This is a genomic window from Lentisphaera araneosa HTCC2155 (assembly GCF_000170755.1).
GTDB lineage: Bacteria > Verrucomicrobiota > Lentisphaeria > Lentisphaerales > Lentisphaeraceae > Lentisphaera > Lentisphaera araneosa.
Genome location: NZ_ABCK01000031.1, coordinates 1 through 17,291 on the forward strand (window position 1 = coordinate 1; position 17,291 = coordinate 17,291).

Below are 17,291 nucleotides of genomic sequence, written 5' to 3' on the forward strand. Positions count from 1 at the left end.
ATCAAAATGTGGAGTCTCGCCGCGAATAACGGCACCTAAACAAATTACGGCATCATATTTACCTGTAGCAGCAAGCTTGTCTGCAACTACGGGAATTTCGAAAGCACCAGGGATAATCACTGTATCAATATTGTCTTCGGAAACTCCGTGGCGACGGAAACAATCAATCGCACCTTCTTCAAGCTTAAAAGTAATTAACTCATTAAAGCGAGCAGTAACAATAGCAAACTTTTTTCCTTCTCCAGTGAGAAGTCCTTCAATTTTACGGCCCATAATGAGCTCCTTCTTTATTATTTTTTTAAGAACTGTACTAGATCTTCAATGGAGATCAACTTTAAGTCATGTTTTTGCACAAAGACTTTTAGTTCAGGAAGACGCGCCATCGAGCCATCTCCATTTAAAATTTCACAAATGACTCCCACAGCTTGTGAGCCTGCCAATTTGGCTAAATCTACGGCCGCTTCAGTATGTCCTTCACGCTCTAAGACACCACCTGCTTTGGCAATCAAGGGGAACATGTGGCCAGGACGCATAAAGTCGTCTGACGAAAAACTTGGGTCTGCTAAACGCTTAAGAGTAATGGATCGATCACTCGCAGAAATACCTGTCGTCGTATCATTCTTTGCGTCAACGGAAACTGTGAAGGCCGTTCCATAAGGACAGTCGTTGTAATCGGCCATGAGGGATAAATGTAATTCATCTGCACGTGCTTGAGTCATGGGAGCACAAATTAGGCCTCTACCATAAGTGGCCATAAAATTGACGGCTTCGGGATCTGCGAACTCCGCAACCATGAGTAGGTCACCTTCATTCTCGCGATTTTCATCATCGACAACAACAATCATTTTACCTTGTTTTAGATCGTCAATGGCACTTTGTATTGAATCCAACACGTCAATTTTCCGTTTCTAATTTAATCATTTTCTAAATAGTAGGCAACATAATAGGCTAAGAAGGCCGTTTGTCCATACATTCTCGTGTCATATACGCAATGTATAAGCTTTGATCCAGAGTTTAAAGCTTGTGCTGAAGAATGATGTTCGAAATAGGAAAAAAATGGCATCCCTAAGGGGATTCGAACCCCTGTTGCCGGGATGAAAACCCGGAGTCCTAGGCCTCTGGACGATAGGGACGCATTAAAGCATCAAGTCTTGAAAAAAAATGGCATCCCTAAGGGGATTCGAACCCCTGTTGCCGGGATGAAAACCCGGAGTCCTAGGCCTCTGGACGATAGGGACGCCTCAAGACGGGGACAAGTATACATGGAGACTTTACTTAGTCAACCGTCTTTCATGAAAAAAATTAAATTTTTATTTAGAGCCATTTTTAAGCAGGATTTTATACTCTTCTTCGAGTCTCTCCACCATGCGATCTGTGCTGAAAAGCTTTTTTACTAATTTACAACCACTTGCACCCATTTCACGCCGCTTTTCAGAGGACTCACAAAGGGTACTGAGAGCCACTTTTACATCCTCTAAATTTTCCGCTCGACACAAGTAACCCGTCTGCTCATTTTTCACGACTTCAGGAGCACCATCAAGGTTAAAGGCTATTGCAGGCTTAGCTGCAGCAAGACCTTGAACCACGGCACGCGGGAGACCTTCTCGCAAAGAAAGGTGACAAAGAATATCTGACGCCAATACGTATCTCGGGACTTCTGTCGGTGGAACTAAACCCGTGAAACGAAATCGATCGCTCAAGCCTCGCTTCTTCAAATCGGCCTCTATCTCTTCTCTTAATAAGCCGTCACCGACTAAGACAAAGTAGAGCTTGGGGTGACTCTTACAGACTTCCTCGGCGGCATCAATTAAGAAGTCATGACCTTTCAATTCAAAAAGACGCGCCACTTTTACGACAACAACCGCATCTTCGTCTAAATTCAATTCTTCACGAACGACTTTGCGGACTCCGCTAGGGTCTTTCTCATCCGTGTAAGGCTCTAAATTCATACCACTGTGCACTGTCTTGAATTTTTCACGAGGAGCCACTCCAGCTTCCACATACTGATCCGTCATCGCGTCCGCCACGCAGAGCAATTGATGACAGCGCTTGGCTGCAAATTTTTCACTCTCGATATAAAGGCGATTTTTCCACGCTTTTTCATAGCGATGAAATGGTGGCCCATGTACCGTGTGAATAACGGCTGGAACTTTTTCTTTCCATGCCGCAGCTCGACCAATAATTCCCGCTTTAGAAGCATGAGTATGGACCACGTCAAACTTTTCTTCTTTGATAATTTGGCGCAGGACAAAATAGCAACGCAAGTCTTTAAGAGGATTAATGCTCCTAATCAAATCTTCAACTTCAATAATTTTGAGTCCAGTCGTATCGTGTTTTTCGAGAAGCTTACCTTCAGGGCCGGTGGTTGGTCCTGTTATCAAAATGACTTCGTGACCATCTCTCACCTGCCCCATGCAGGATAAAAGAGTATTTTCTTGTGCACCCCCTATAATCATGCGGGTGATAATGTGAGCTATCTTCAAATGGATCTCCGTGCTATCTATAGCTGCGCATTATAAAACTTTTTCCCTATTGTCACAATAGCCATAAGAGAGGTGTAGTTTCAAATAGAGTTAAAATCACCAAAAAAAGTTGATTTTTACTCCATTTATCATATCATAAATAATTTTTAGCGAATAGAATAGCCTTTTTGAGGAAAATAAATTGTGTCTTAAATATGTAAAACATGTTAGATATTTCATTCCTTTTCGTAAAGAATATGTAACTCATCACGTTTAATCATGAACACAAGAATTTTAAGGACTTTTGATTGCTCTACAAAACCACATTAATTTTAATCTCACTTTGCTTCTCGACTTTTGCCGAACAAGCTAAGTTACAGCCCTATACGCCTGCTGTATCGTTAAGAGTGGAATCACAAGCCAAGAGTGCACAAAGCTTCAAATCCGGCCGCAGCACATCTGTCATCGATTTTATCCTGCCAGATGGAGCTGCAGTTAAAGAAGGTGACGTCGTCATTCGCTTTAACAGCGAGCGCGTTAGACACCGCTACGATCAAAAAGTTAACGCTAAGAACTCCTCCGAAATCACTTATAAAAATAAGATTTTTGACATCAATAACAACATCAAAGATCTCAAGAACGAACTTAAAGATCACAAAGAAGCCATCTTAACCCAAGAAGTCACACTCGATACCGTTCTCAATCTCCCCAAACAAGAAACCGTCAAGTTATCAAAAAGTAACCTGCGCGTTTCAGAAGTTGACTATGAAGCCGCAAAAGAAGAAATGGAGAAGGCCAAAGTTCGCTACGAAAAAGGCTATATCTCATCCGTTGAATACGCTGAGATTGAATTGAATTACAATATTAAAAAGAACTCATTAAACCAAAAGCAAGAACTTCTTCAGATAAGTGAACGCAAAGCTGACCCTAGAGATGTCAAAAAACAAGAACTCAAACTAGAAAACAACAAGCTTCAGCATGCATTTTCCCTTAAAAGTTTAGCCGACTCCACAAAAATCGCTGACTCCAAAATTAAAAAACAAGAAAAATACCTTGAGAAGCTAGACGATGACATCGAAAGATATAGTGAACGTTTAGAAAAACTGTCTCACAAAGCTGAAATTGACGGCTATGTGAAATACGCCAACATTTCTTCTCCTATTGAAGCAGGGAGCATTATCTACTGGGGGCAATCTGTGGCTTCAATACCCGACTTAAGTTCCACTTATTTCACGGCTTATCTCCCAGAAACCAAAATCAAACACTTTAAAGTTGGTGGTAAAGGAACTATACAAGTCAGTGGTCGTCTTGACACTCAGCTCAAAGTAAGAATCAGTAAAATATCTGCCACTCCGGAAGACATTGCCTATCAAACGAAAATAAGTTGGGGGAAAACGGCAAAAACCACTGGTGTTAAGTTTTATTTACTCACTTTGAAACCCGAGGAACTCCCTTCTTGGCTTCGTCCTGGTATGACGGGCATGCTGGATTTAAGCACCGAAGAGCAAGAACGTTTTGCCGTACCCGCAGACCTAATTCACCACCGCGATAACAAAACTTATATTGCCTATGACAATATAATGAACGAAGTCAGCGGAGAGTTCCAAGGTAAATATTTTTTCTTCACACAACCTGAAGATTATCAAAGTCGTTCTTTCCAAAAATCGGCTCCATGGCCACTAAAAGATGAAGCCATCAGTGAAGAGTTCACAGGTAACTCCCTCGTCTTACGCGGCGAAATGAATGCCGTTCGCGAGAACCTCGTCATCGTACCCTTTTTATCGGACAAAACGACAATTTCTTGGCTTATCCCTGAAGAATCTCGTGTCGAACAAGGCGAAATACTAGCTAAACTAGATGCCACTGAATTGGATGAAACTATTTTAAAGGCAGAGACTAAATTAGCTGATTTGGAGGAAGCTCTGGAAAACGCCAAAACGAAACTTGAAAAAACTCAAGATGAATTTGCGTTTGACAAAAAACGCTTAAAGAATTCATTGGAGTCAGCTCGCTTCAGCAAAGACATTGTTGTGAACCCACTATTGAGTGCAACTCTCGTTAACAAACGCTATACTTGGAAGTCATTAAAAATCCAATTAGATCATAAACAATTTCTATACAATAGATTAAAAGCTAAACCGAGCCACCTCGTGTCTAGTAGCGAAATGGCCAAAGCTAAACTCGCCTATGAAGAAGCGGTACTGAAACTCGAAAAAGCTAAAATTGATTTAGATGAAGAAGAGAAAGGCGCTACTTCTGCTGAGATCGCAAAAGCTGAAATTGATTTCGAGTTAGCCAAAGATAATATTGACAGAGTGATTCAACGCATGCCCATAGATATAGAAGAAGATAAAAATACCCTAAAAAGTGCTGAGATTGCTTTAGACAATCACAAAACATACCTAATTAAGCTCAAACAAGAATACGAAAGCCTGACGATTAAAGCCCCCACTAAAGGCACCGTTCACTACAAAAAACTTTGGGGCTCAAATGGCGTGACGAAAGTTGATATTGGCACAGAAGTTCGATCTTGGAATCGTATACTTTCTCTTCCCGAAACTGATACTATGACGGTGAAGGTTAAAGTTTTGGAAAAGTTTCACCCCATGATCAAAGAAAATGTCGAAGTCAACATCACCATTGCTTCAATTGAAGGTCGTGTATTTAAAGGGACACTGGGGAAGCCAGGCTTTAACTTTGAGCCAGATAACGAAATTGAACAAAGTACCGACCCCTATTCTTCTAGAGAACCGACGGGAAAAGTTTTTAGTATCTACGAAATCAAACTCCCCCCACTTAATAAATATCATATAAAACCTGGATCAGTGGCGAAAGTTGAAATTCCTCTTGAGGGTGGCGAACTATGAAAAAAATTGCTTTCATTGCTCTCCTAGCTTGTACCTGCTTCGCCTTTCTGCTCTACAAGCCTCGATCCAAATCACAAATTTACGTCTCTGCCTCACTTGTTGATCAAGAGCAAAACCTTCTGGAAAGAGGTCATGTCAGCCCTGCCATCAAGTATCCCGTAGTCAGTGGTAGCAGTGGCAATTTACTAAGTATCCTCCCGAATAACACTTACGTAAAAAAAGGTGAGCTTGTCGCTTCGATTGACAACAAAACAATGTTAGATGAAATCCGAGGTTTAGAGAACAATCTAAATAATTACCAGCGTTACATAAATCTACAAAAGTTGACCATGGACCTAAACCTCAAGAGTTATGATGCCAGTGTCCGTACCTACAGAAGTAAGCTCAAACGTTCACGAGAAATTTATAGTTACGAGAAAAACAAACCTCATCCCCATGAAGTAAAAACTATGAAAATCAATCGCAAGCTTGCCGAGCTTAAACTTGCCGAAGATGAACGAGTTCTGAAAATCGAGAAAAAACTCTATGAAAAAAACTTCATCTCCGCGATGGCTTACGATAAATTCGTCAAGAATGTCAAGCTATCAAAGGAGAACCTTCGCCAAGTTATCACTGAAAACACCTCTTTGATGAAAGGTGTTGATGAAGATAAATTAAAAGTTCTTGATCAAAACATCGAAAATGCAAAAGTGGCTTTAGAGAAACAAGTTGAGATGCGTAAGCGACAAGAGGAATCATTAAACAATAAATTAAAAGAAACTCAAGCCAAAATCGATACTATCTTAACTGACCTCAATTACAAAAAGAAAATTTCTAAACAAACACAAATTCTTGCACCCGAAGATGGCTACTTAAGAATTAAAAAGAAACGAGATTGGAGTTCTGGCGGGGTTTATCTCCCCTATAGAGCAGGTAATAGCGTTGGTCAAAACGTTATCATAGCCGACGTTATTAATCCAACAAAAATGGAAGTCAGTTGCACAGTCAATGAATCAGACTACGATAAAATCAAACCTGGCATGCCTGTCAACCTCGAGTTTATCGCCTACCCAGAACAAACTATGAAAGGAAAAGTTATCGACATCGCTGGCCTAGGTCAAGATAGAAATAACTGGGTTGATAGCCCCGACGGAAAGAGTCGAGTTTACCTCTTTGAAATTAAAATTGAACTTGCTTCAAATAAGCTCAAACTTCATCCAGGCATGAGCGTATCAGTTAACTTTAAACTTGCGAACAAACGTCAATACCTCACTATTCCTCGCTCAGCTATTATACATAGTGAGTCAGGTCTCTATGTACGAACTTATGAGGGCCGTAAACTCGTGAAAGGCCGCGTCCTAGATCACTTTAATTTCATCATCGAAGAAGGCATCTCTGAAGGCGAGCAAGTTCTACTCTACCCAGGAGGTAACAATGAGTGATCACCTCATCAAAATCCGTAATCTCCAACGCCATTATCACATGGGAGAAGAAACTGTAAAAGCACTTGACGGAGTTGACCTCGATATCCAAGCAGGCGAGTTCGTCATGATCATTGGTAGCTCGGGTTCAGGTAAATCCACCCTCATGCACATACTCGGTTTACTTGATACTCCTGATGGGGGAACTCTCGAGTACAACGGCGTCGATGTCGCTCAAATGAAAGATGAAGAATTATCCTCCTTCCGAAACCGTACCGTTGGCTTCGTTTTTCAGCAATTCAACTTACTCCCAACGCTCACCATTACCGAAAACATTGCTCTTCCTCTCGCCTATGCCGGTGGTGTAAAAGAAGACAATTTAGAAGTTGCCAAAGTATATGCCACCAAAATGGGCTTGGGAGAACGTCTAGGCCATAAACCCACAGAACTTTCTGGTGGTCAAAATCAACGTGTAGCTATTGCTCGTGCCCTAGTGAACACCCCAGACATCCTCATGGCAGATGAACCCACTGGTGCTCTCGACTCGAAAACGGGCCAAGAGATCATGGATATTCTTCATCAGCTCAACCGAGAAGGCAAAACGATCATCATGGTGACTCACGATCGTGAATTAGCCGAAACGGGAACACGTAAAATCACTATGAAAGATGGCGTCGTCATTGATGATACTGGCCATTCAAAACTTCCCGAGACCAAACAAGATAAACGCCCAGAAATTGGCTACGGCATCCGACTCCGCCAACTCGTCATGTCTGGTGTGCGCGAGGGTCTGCTCCCACATAAAATGCGCTCATTCCTCACCATGTTGGGCATCATCATCGGTGTCAGCTCAGTCATTTGCATGTCTTCGTTCTCTTTGGGCAGTAAAAAGAAACAAGCCGATCAAATTAGAGCTCTAGGTTCAAATTTGGTCAAAATCACCAATACACCTCTCAAGGACCTTGAGCTCAACCAAGCGCGAATCCGTGGCTCTCTAGGCCTCAGCCTCAAAGACTATCAAACCTTAACAGGTAAAGAAGGGCTCCAAGCTCACGCCGCACTTCGAGAAACTCCCATGACCGTGCTGAACGATGGGCACTTACTCAAATCACGAGTGAGAGCGACTGAAGGTGACTTCCTTCGTGTGAACAACCTCAAACTAAGTGAAGGGCGTGACTTTGACCCCTTTGATCAAAACTTTGCTGCCAAAGTCTGTATAGTTGGTTCAAGTGTCGCTTCAAAAATTACTGAACCTGTCTTAGGAAAAACACTCACCCTTGGTGGTGTCCCCTATACGATTGTCGGTGTCCTTAAAAATCAAAGCATTAATTTAGGCGGGCTTGAGGCCTCGGGACTTAAGGACTCTAACTCAGATATCCTCATTCCACTACAAACCGCACTCGCCCGCATTAACCAACAAAAATTACGTAGCCAACTCGATGAGATCCAACTGCAAGTTAAAAACGAAGATCTTCTTATTTCCGCAGGTGCTGAAATCGCAAAAATCATTCAAGGGCTTCACAACGGCGTGAAAGACTTCGAGATTGTCATTCCCATCGATCTCTTACGCCAAAAGGAAGAGGCAGGTAAACTCTTAGACATTCTCACTGTGATTATCTCCTCAATCTCCATGGTGGTCGGGGGTATCGGTATCATGAATATCATGCTCGCATCCGTTCGTGAACGCGTTCGCGAAATTGGTATCCGCCGCGCGACTGGCGCCTCTCAAAACAACATTTTAATGCAGTTCCTTGCTGAAGCGATTATCCTCTCCGCTACGGGTGGCGTTTTAGGAGTCGGCTTATCCATCATAGTCGTTTTTGCGACCTGTAGTCTCGTCGAAATCCCCGTGGTTTTTTCTATCCCCCTTTTATTTATTTCCTTTGCTGCATCCATGTCGACCGGTTTAGTTTTCGGTCTCTTCCCCGCAAAAAATGCAGCTGAACTTAACCCCGTAGAAGCATTGAGAAGCGAATGAAAAACTTATTATTTATCTTTCTTTTTGCATGTTCACTCCAAGCTCAGAAAAAAACTTGGGCCATTGATGACATCATTGAATATGCCGTTAAAAACTCACACACCATTAAAACTTCTGAACTGAGTTTAGAAAACCGCGTTCAAAACTCCGCCATCGCTCGTGCCGCTTATGACCTATCTATAAGTTCAACCGCGAGTTCCAAGACGGACGGCAGCTCAGATGCTCAAACTTTTCGATTAAACCAACCCTTGCCTGCTGGTTTTGAGTTCAATGTGACGGGAGCTCACTCACAAGATGGCGATAATAACACAGATAATACCGACCTTGGTATCTCCCTTTCCAAACAAATTCTCGGTGGTGGCAGTCTTAGTACATCATTAAAGAATATCCGTAATGCTCATACCGATGAATTGATTAGCCTCAACTCACTCAAACGCTCAAAACGCGATCTCGTGCGTGATGTCATGAATAGCTTTTACCGTCTCATTCGAGTCACAAAGTCACTCGATATTTCGAAGCGACGCCTCGAGACCTCTAAGAAAAACTTGGAGATGGCCATTGCTCGTGAAGATCCCCTCGATATTTCCTCGGCAAAAATCAACGTCCCTCGTGATGAGATCTCTGTTATTGCAGCAGGCGTGCGCTTAAAAAATGAACTCGATAATCTTCAAGTTCTCATGGGCTTAGCTCCAGAAGAAGAATTCAAAGTTGAAACCAATTTCGAATTCTCATTGGCAAAACCCAATAGCGTTGAAGACATGAAATACGCTCAACAAAATTCTGAAGACTTTCTCAACGTCGAACTCGCGCGAATTAAGCTGACTAGAGAACTCGAAGATCGCGATGAGAGAAACTCTGTAGATGTCAGCCTATTTGTACGACACAATTTAGAAAATGATACCAACGAAAATATTAACCTACGAGGTAAAGAAGATACAACTGTTGGAGTCAATGTAAATTGGACCCTTGGCAACCGTGCTGAAATTGCCCAACTGCAAATTGCTAAAAATAATCTGCGTGAAAATAATTTTGACTACAAAATCCTCTATAATGATCGTTTACAAAGTCTGCGTAGCTTAGAACGTGCACTCAATGAACTCAACACCTCTATTCAAGTTCAAATTCAAGAAATTAAATTCAATGAGGAACAAGTCGAGCTCTATAAAGACCGTTGGGAAAGTGGCAAAATGGCCATCCTCGAATACCTACGTAGCCAAAACCGCCTCGAAGATTCTCGTATCCAACTCATCAATCTCCAGACCAACTATATGGAAACACTGCAAAACTACCTTTTTGATACGGGAATGTCCTACGCTCCAAACTTAACCATAGTGAAAAAAGAGAAGCTGACTGACCTCGAAGAAATCACCATCTTCAAATAAAAAAAGAGCGTGCCCTTAGGCACGCTCTTATACAATCAGGTTTTACTGAAACTTAGGACGTAAAACGAGTATTGGCTGCATCCCAATCAAGCACATTCCAAAAAGCCTCAATAAAATCGGGTCGGCGATTTTGGTACTGCAAGTAATAAGCATGTTCCCAAACGTCTAGAGTGAGTAAGGGCTTAGCGCCAGTCATTAATGGCGTATCTTCGTTGCCAGTAGAACTCACTTCAAGCTTGCCATTATTATCGCTTAACCAAGCCCATCCGCTACCAAACTGTGATGCGGCGGCCGCACTAAATTGACTGCGAAAAGCCTCATAAGAGCCAAAATCTCTCACGATTGCATCACCTAAAGCACCCACGGGTTCGCCACCACCTCGTGGAGATAAGCTTTCCCAATAAAGTTGGTGGTTATAATGTTGACCAGCAAGTTTTTTCACCGCTGCATACTTAGCTTCAGGCACGACTGACAAATCAGCTACGAGAGAGCATAGCTGTTTATCAATAAGTTCTGTATTTTCTAATGCCGCATTCAGTTTTGATACATAACCTGAGTGATGCTTAGTGAAATGAATCTCTAAAACACTGCGATCCAAATGGGGGGCTAAATCATCAAAACCATAGGGCAAATCTCTTTGTACAAAAGTCATGGTGTTACCTCTTATTTTATGTTAATTATTGTTATTCCTAATTTATGCCTTTTGCTTTGCCACCACAAACTTTTTACACACTTAAAACAAAATTTTAATAAAAGCGATTGACTTATCCTTTCTAAATAGAAAAAATTTATTGACCTTTATTCAAGAAAGACTCAAGTAAAGAAAATATTTAAGTACAAGGAAAGAGTATGGATGAAATAATTATTGACCCCGCAGATATACCTAAAGAAGAAAAAACCAACGCCATGATTTGCCATTTGCTCGCATTCATAGGTTTTGCGGGCATTCCCTTTGGTGGGATCCTAGGCCCACTGATCTTTTGGGTAATAAAAAAAGATGAATCAGATTTTCTTGATGCTTGTGGCAAAGAAGCCATCAACTTCCAAATTGCCATGCTCATTTATTCGATCATTTCCATTGTCTTATGCTTAATTTTGATTGGCTATTTGATGTTATTCGCACTTTTGATCGTCGATATCGTTTGCATCGTCAAAGCTGCCAACGCCGCCAATCGGGGAGAACTCTACAAATACCCTTGGTCATTACGCCTCATTAAATGAACAAAGCACAAGCCGCCGTCACTCTTGTTTTATGTCAAGATGAAATTTTGATCCTCAAGCGATCAATTCATGATAAAGATCCTTGGTCAGGGCACCTGTCCTTACCTGGCGGCAAAATTGACCCCGAAGACAAATCTCCTTTGGCTGCCGCCATTCGTGAAACACGTGAAGAATGTGGTTTCGAACTTGACGCGAGTCATGATTTTAAAGAACTCGAATTGCTTTCTGCTGGTGGAAAGGTCGGGCGCCCCATGTGGGTTCAACCCTACTTCTTTGAGCTAGACAGCAAGCCACAAATCAATCTAGACCTCAGAGAACACAGCGAATCCTACTGGGTTCCGCTCACTTATTTGCGGAATACGCAATTCCATAGCAAAAAGAAAAAGTCAAAGAACTTTCCGAACTTTGACTTCCCTTGTATTGATATTGAAGGCACTGATTTATGGGGCTTTACTTACCACCTCATCATGACCCATTTTAAAATTCCTATTCAGTAACTACCACTCCAAAAGTTCTTCTTCATTTGTAAGCTTAAGCATCTGCATTTCTATGATTTTCCCTTTTAAACGCTTGCGCTTTTCAATCATTTTCTGCATTTCCTGAATCTCTTGCTTCATCTCTTCCACTTCTCTATGATAAGCCCGCAGTTTTAAATCAAAAAGCTGATTCAAATGTTGCGCTAATTTTTGACTCATTTGTTGTTTTTCTTCAGAACTCTTTGCCTGGCGTATCATCTCCCCAATAAGATGTGATTGAACTTCCATAATCTCGACTTTAAGCATTAACTCGGCTCCGGGCTCTTGCTGATGCTCGATATATTCTAAATAGAGTTCTTCCATTTCTTCAATAAAGTCCTCACGATCATCTTCGTCTGCAGCTTCCCACAACTGTTTAGCAAAACCAAAGTGCTCTTTTAAAAAGACGTTAAATTCCTCTTCATTAAACTCTTCATGATCGTCGTCTTCATGATCGTCGTCTTCATCTTCGTGCTCTTCATGATCGTCGTCTTCATGATCGTCGTCTTCATCTTCGTGCTCTTCCTCTTCTTCATAAACAACTTTCAGCTCTGCTGAATCGAACTTTGTCTGATTCGCAAAAGCTAAACCACTACTCACAAAAAGCAGCATAAACATCATCATTAACTTATTCATCGTAAACTCCTATTAACTATCAATTTTCTTTTTTAATTTCTTTAAACGAAGGCGAGTATTCGCCATTCTTTGCACTAGACTTTCTGGCTTATTTTTTTTCCAACGTTGAAATTTTTCTACCGCTTTCACTTCTTCTTTTCTCTTAGAAAAGATCATCCCCAATTCTTTTTCAAAGTCAGCTAATTCCTGGTAGGATACGACTTCAATTTCGACTTGCTTCTGTAAATTTTTGGAAGGGCTATCTTCTTGGGCAAGACTCTGAGATTCCTTTAAAGGGTTCACTTCCGTTTGCGGGTTCATGATTAAAAGGGCGATGATTGCGAGAGCCGCAAAAGCAGGGAGGGCTAAAGCGATTCTGTTTCTTGACGGGGCCTTGTGCAAGTCATTTCGCAATTCAAAAAATTGTTCCTTACTTAAACGGAATTCATCTTTTCTCATGATCTATCTCCTTGAAACTTGGGTTTCAAAAGTTTTAAAGCCTTTTTCATCCGCCATAAAACTGTCCCCAAAGGCGTTCCAGTTTTTTCGGCAATTTCCCGAAAATTCAGCTCTTCATAAATGCGAAGTTCAACTGTTTCTTTAAGTGACTGGGGAAGTTCATCCAAACACATGAGAATTTTTTCTTTTTGTTGCAGCCCAATAATTTGGCTATCAGGAGCTTGCTCACCAGAATCATATTTATCTTCCAATTCACTAAAGCTAATTTTATGGCGACGCAAATGATCCATATATTGATTGCGAGCCACGCGAAAAAGCCAAGATTTTAAACTTTTTCCTGTAAATATCATGGGAGGTTTGCTAATGAGCTTTAAAAAGCTTTCCTGACAAACATCTTTGCTTAATTCAAGATCACCACTCAAACAGTAAACATAGGCTATCATCGCTTCTTGATGCAAACTCACTAGGTCTGATAGAGCTCGTTCGTCGCCATTTTTAAGCTGATCTAATAAATCGCTCTCATTCATAGCCGAATCCTGATAAAAACTCGTGTTTGTCAATAACTCTTTCACTCAATGTAAACTCTTAATTTTGCGTTGATACTGTTAAAACGCAAGAATCAAAAAAATTATTGGTGATCAAACAAAAAAATAAAGCTTTTTTATTATGAATGCTTTTCCGACATTTCATCGGCGGCATTAAGAATCGCCTGCATATCCACTTTGGATTTACAGGTCATCGCTTTAACCATTTCTTCTTTGGACGAGAAATGTGAGGCTAAGACACTAATCAATTCCAGTTGACTTTCGGGGTCACTCAAAGGTGTAATGATCAAGGCAATCACATGGGCCTTGCCATCGTCAAAACAATCAAAATCTGCCCCTGATTCATGAAGGCCAATCAGTAATATTGGCTTTTTCACTAAATCGGTTCGACAATGAGGCACGGCCAAACCCTTCTCAAGGCCCGTGGACATGAGTTGTTCACGACTAATCGTACTTTGAATGATATCTGCCTGTACTTCATGGTCAATATTCAGTTGCAAAACCATATCTTTGATAACGTGAGCAGGTGCAGGATGTTTGAGATCTGCAACAAAGGCTCCACGTCCAAAACTTGTCAATGCAGATGTTTTTGATCGCCGCTTCAAACTAATCTTCATCAGAGCACCGGAAGTCATCGATGTAAATAAGGCTAAAATCACAATCGCGACAAAAACCGTATCGTTAATCACTTTGGCTTCTAAAGCAATAATCGCCAAAATAATTTCCATCACACCTCGAGCATTCATGCCCCAGCCCAAAGCCATAGATTCTCTTTGACTCATTCCACAAATTTTAGCGCCCACATAACTACCCACTATTTTTGTGATGGATCCAACAACAAGCAGAATCACGACCGCAAACAGATCGAAGTGAGTTAAGAAATTGACCTTGAGTCCAATCGTCGCAAAGAAAATAGGCGTCAGGATAAAGGAAATGAATTTCTCCATATACTCTTCAGTTTGGTGACGCAAATGAGGACTATCCCCTAAAGCCACACCAAACAGGAAGCTACCAAAAATTCCATGCACACCAATCCATTCGGCAACTGCAGCGGCCAATAAGGCTCCTGTAAGTATAAAGCCCATGACACCACCCGGCCAAGAGGCGTGGGCTTGCACTCGTGGAATCAGTGCAAGCACGATTTTACGTCCAATTGTCAACATGAAGGCGCCCGCAGCAACAATCCCCACAATTGTTCCCCAAGGAAAACCGCCCGAAGTATCGCTCATCAAACTCAGAACAATCGCAAAAATCATCCAGCCCGTGAGGTCATTAAAAATGGCCGCCGCAATGATCGTCACACCCAAATCAGTTTTAATGAGTTTGAGATCCATTAAAATTTTTGTAATCACTGGCAAGGCCGAGATCGCTAAGGCCGTTGCCATAAAGAGTGCCGTCACAAAAGTTTTTTCTTGTGTATCAAAGGTCTTAGGAAAAAGGTAAACTAAAGCGAAACCACCCGCGAAAGGCAGAATCATACTGCTTATGCCCACAACTGTGGCGGGTTTTGCCTGCTTCTTGAGGCATTTTAAATCCACTTCCATACCCGCAATCAGCATAAACAAGGTAATGGCAAGCATGCCAATGAACTCAAATGTTACATAGAGTGGGCCCGAGGAAGGGAATAAGGTCGCTTGTAAGTCAGGTGCGATGTACGCAAACACAGTCGGCCCCAAAATGATCCCCGCAGCAATTTCGCCCAAGATAGATGGTTGACCAATTTTTTTACACAACTCTCCAAAAATTCGCGCCAAGCCAATTAAAATAGCAAGACTGAAGAAGAAAATCATAATTTGATGGTGAGTAATTTCTTGCAAAGTAATTCATTCCCTTTTGATAATAACAATGATTTGACCTAGCTCCCAAATGAAGCGCAGTTCAAATATTTCACACGAAATTAATTATTCCAATATAAACCTTCACCTTCTTATGACCCCTTTACTATTCTTTTATGAGCTCACGCCACAAATTAACTTCTTACAGGCATATCTAAGGCAAATCAGAGTAAAGCTGTAACAATGCAAAGTCCTTAGGAGTTTATACATTTTAGAAGTTAAAATTATCGTCAAAGGAAGCCATTCATAATGATTCACAATCATACATCAAAATTACTACTCATATTACTGGTCACCATAGGCTCTTACTCTTTTGCAAAAGATGTCGTCAAATCACTTCCCAACGCTCTCCCTGGTGGACACATCTTCCTGAACCAGCATCCAAAATCTGACTTAAATGGCGACGGTGTTTTAAGCTATGAAGAAAAAGAAAATTACTGCATCGCAACAATTACCAAGACCTTAGGCGGAAATTACACTTTCGAGCGTCACATGATCCCCATGCGCGACGGCGTTAAACTCGCCACTGGTGTTTTCATCCCTAAAAAAGGTCCAGCAGCCGCAGTTCTCACTCGAACGGCTTACGGGATTTGGGGGGCAGCCTTCCATAATTCTCATCGATTCACTGGTCAAAACCTTGTCTTTATCTGCCAAGATCCCCGTGGCGACGGTGAATCCGAAGGCAAAGGCACTTTCGATGCCAAGAGTTTTGATAATGAAATTAATGATGGTTACGACACCATCGATTGGATCTCTAAGCAAGCTTTTTGTAATGGCAATGTGGCCATGATTGGTCAAAGTGGCCATGGCTTCTGTGCCTACATGGCTTACCTAGCTAAGCACCCTGCCCTAAAAGCCGTTTACACGACAGTCAGCGGCGGCAATGCCTATAAATACTGGACCTACCACAATGGTGTACGTCGAGAGATGTATAACTGGCTTGGCCAGCGCAGTATCCCCATCCCCCAATGGCCAAAACCCACCATCACCCTCTTTGATCAGAAAGCCTACGACAAAACGGTTCAAAAAGCTTCCCTTAATAACAAAACTGTGTTCATCGCTAAAACGGGTTGGTACGATATCTTTGCGGAATCCGCACTGGATTATATGGAATCCTTTGGAGACAAAGGCAACATCATTATCCAAATGGATGCCTCAGGCCACGGTAATATGGTGGGACGCAAGAAACATATGGGCCCCGTACCCAAAGAATGGCAAATTCCAGATATCTCAACGGCATTAAAAGACAACAAACAGGGCAAGTCACGCATGGTCTATTTCCTCATGGGTGATGCGATTGATCCAAACGCTCCAGGTAATGAATATAAAATGACCACTGTCTGGCCTGTACCTCACACAAAAGAATCCTACTACATGCAGGCTGATGGCTCATTAAAACAAAATAAATCTTCAGCACAAAAGGCCTCACTCACTTTTAAATACGACCCGCGTAACCCCGTCCCCTCTGCCGGTGGCGATGTCTTTATCCATCAGGGTGTAGGTCCCAAAGATCAACGCGTCCATAAAGATCGCAAAGACATCCTGCGTTTCACATCTGATGTTCTCACTGAACCTCTAGAAATCACGGGGAAAGTCATGGCCGAACTCTTTGTTAAAACAGATGTGGAGGACACAACCTTTACTGCTAAGCTCATCGACGTTTATCCCGATGGCTATGAAGCCATCCTTCGTGATTCCATTATCATGACCCGTTTCCACGATGGTTTCGATAAAGAATCAAAAATTGAAAAGGGCAAGGTATATAAGTTGACTATCGATATGTGGAGTACAGCTTACGTGCTCAACAAAGGTCACAAACTCGCCGTGCATATTTCCAGCTCAAATAGTCCGAAATACGAAGTTCACCCCAATACCTATAAACCCGTCATGAACTTCAATAATTCACCTGTGGCAAACAACACCATCATGCTCTCTAAAGAGCATCCCTCAAGAATCATCCTGCCCATTGTTAAATAAAATAGGCCCACAGCTTTCACTGTGGGCCCAAAATA

At 41.8% G+C, this 17,291-nt stretch carries 15 protein-coding genes and 2 tRNA genes; 7 read left to right on the forward strand and 10 right to left on the reverse strand.

What is annotated here, in order from left to right; translation table 11 throughout:
• The 5 genes from ribH to LNTAR_RS21135 form a co-directional block, all read right to left on the reverse strand.
• Positions 1 to 273, reverse strand: a 273-nt coding sequence (ribH, locus tag LNTAR_RS21115) for a 6,7-dimethyl-8-ribityllumazine synthase (protein ID WP_007280801.1), incomplete at its 3' end; no start/stop codon positions are given.
• Positions 274 to 290: 17 nt separating this feature from the next.
• On the reverse strand, positions 291 to 893 hold the full coding sequence (gene ribB, locus LNTAR_RS21120) for a 3,4-dihydroxy-2-butanone-4-phosphate synthase (RefSeq protein ID WP_007280802.1): 603 nt from the start codon (positions 891 to 893) through the stop codon (positions 291 to 293).
• A 164-nt stretch (positions 894 to 1,057) separates the two neighbouring features.
• Positions 1,058 to 1,133, reverse strand: a tRNA-Glu gene (locus tag LNTAR_RS21125).
• Positions 1,134 to 1,162: 29 nt separating this feature from the next.
• Positions 1,163 to 1,238: transfer RNA gene (locus tag LNTAR_RS21130), tRNA-Glu, on the reverse strand.
• Positions 1,239 to 1,310: 72 nt separating this feature from the next.
• Complete coding sequence (locus tag LNTAR_RS21135) at positions 1,311 to 2,483, reverse strand: glycosyltransferase family 4 protein (RefSeq protein ID WP_007280803.1); 1,173 nt, start codon at positions 2,481 to 2,483, stop codon at positions 1,311 to 1,313.
• A 287-nt stretch (positions 2,484 to 2,770) separates the two neighbouring features.
• Here LNTAR_RS21135 and LNTAR_RS21140 point away from each other — a divergent pair, with 287 nt between their 5' ends.
• The 4 genes from LNTAR_RS21140 to LNTAR_RS21155 are packed head-to-tail and all read left to right on the forward strand — an operon-like array spanning position 2,771 to position 10,089.
• A complete protein-coding gene (locus LNTAR_RS21140; protein WP_007280804.1) occupies positions 2,771 to 5,329 on the forward strand; it encodes an HlyD family secretion protein in 2,559 nt (852 codons plus the stop codon).
• A complete protein-coding gene (locus LNTAR_RS21145; protein ID WP_007280805.1) occupies positions 5,326 to 6,750 on the forward strand; it encodes an efflux RND transporter periplasmic adaptor subunit in 1,425 nt (474 codons plus the stop codon). Before LNTAR_RS21140 ends, LNTAR_RS21145 begins: the two co-directional genes overlap by 4 nt.
• Complete coding sequence (locus LNTAR_RS21150) at positions 6,743 to 8,707, forward strand: ABC transporter permease (protein ID WP_007280806.1); 1,965 nt, start codon at positions 6,743 to 6,745, stop codon at positions 8,705 to 8,707. Before LNTAR_RS21145 ends, LNTAR_RS21150 begins: the two co-directional genes overlap by 8 nt.
• Positions 8,704 to 10,089 (forward strand): TolC family protein, encoded by a 1,386-nt coding sequence (locus LNTAR_RS21155; RefSeq protein WP_007280807.1) that lies wholly within the window; start codon positions 8,704 to 8,706, stop codon positions 10,087 to 10,089. The genes LNTAR_RS21150 and LNTAR_RS21155 overlap by 4 nt, the downstream gene beginning before the upstream one ends.
• Before the next feature lie 52 nt (positions 10,090 to 10,141).
• Here the strand turns inward: LNTAR_RS21155 and LNTAR_RS21160 are convergent, their stop codons facing one another.
• On the reverse strand, positions 10,142 to 10,741 hold the full coding sequence (locus tag LNTAR_RS21160; protein WP_007280808.1) for a superoxide dismutase: 600 nt from the start codon (positions 10,739 to 10,741) through the stop codon (positions 10,142 to 10,144).
• A gap of 197 nt (positions 10,742 to 10,938) precedes the next feature.
• Here LNTAR_RS21160 and LNTAR_RS21165 point away from each other — a divergent pair, with 197 nt between their 5' ends.
• On the forward strand, positions 10,939 to 11,310 hold the full coding sequence (locus tag LNTAR_RS21165) for a DUF4870 domain-containing protein (protein WP_007280809.1): 372 nt from the start codon (positions 10,939 to 10,941) through the stop codon (positions 11,308 to 11,310).
• Positions 11,307 to 11,807, forward strand: a complete 501-nt coding sequence (locus tag LNTAR_RS26215) for an NUDIX hydrolase (protein WP_007280810.1) — start codon at positions 11,307 to 11,309, stop codon at positions 11,805 to 11,807. The genes LNTAR_RS21165 and LNTAR_RS26215 overlap by 4 nt, the downstream gene beginning before the upstream one ends.
• Here the strand turns inward: LNTAR_RS26215 and LNTAR_RS21175 are convergent, their stop codons facing one another.
• The 4 genes from LNTAR_RS21175 to LNTAR_RS21190 all read right to left on the reverse strand — a co-directional run bounded on the left by LNTAR_RS21175 (position 11,808) and on the right by LNTAR_RS21190 (position 15,261).
• A complete protein-coding gene (locus LNTAR_RS21175) occupies positions 11,808 to 12,461 on the reverse strand; it encodes a hypothetical protein (protein WP_007280811.1) in 654 nt (217 codons plus the stop codon).
• 12 nt (positions 12,462 to 12,473) lie between these two features.
• On the reverse strand, positions 12,474 to 12,899 hold the full coding sequence (locus tag LNTAR_RS21180) for a hypothetical protein (RefSeq protein ID WP_007280812.1): 426 nt from the start codon (positions 12,897 to 12,899) through the stop codon (positions 12,474 to 12,476).
• On the reverse strand, positions 12,896 to 13,426 hold the full coding sequence (locus tag LNTAR_RS21185) for an RNA polymerase sigma factor (protein ID WP_007280813.1): 531 nt from the start codon (positions 13,424 to 13,426) through the stop codon (positions 12,896 to 12,898). The genes LNTAR_RS21180 and LNTAR_RS21185 overlap by 4 nt, the downstream gene beginning before the upstream one ends.
• 137 nt (positions 13,427 to 13,563) lie before the next feature.
• Positions 13,564 to 15,261 (reverse strand): cation:proton antiporter domain-containing protein, encoded by a 1,698-nt coding sequence (locus LNTAR_RS21190; protein ID WP_007280814.1) that lies wholly within the window; start codon positions 15,259 to 15,261, stop codon positions 13,564 to 13,566.
• Positions 15,262 to 15,528: 267 nt separating this feature from the next.
• Between LNTAR_RS21190 and LNTAR_RS21195 the strand changes: the two genes are divergently transcribed.
• Complete coding sequence (locus tag LNTAR_RS21195; protein ID WP_007280815.1) at positions 15,529 to 17,256, forward strand: CocE/NonD family hydrolase; 1,728 nt, start codon at positions 15,529 to 15,531, stop codon at positions 17,254 to 17,256.
• Positions 17,257 to 17,291: the final 35 nt, after the last annotated feature.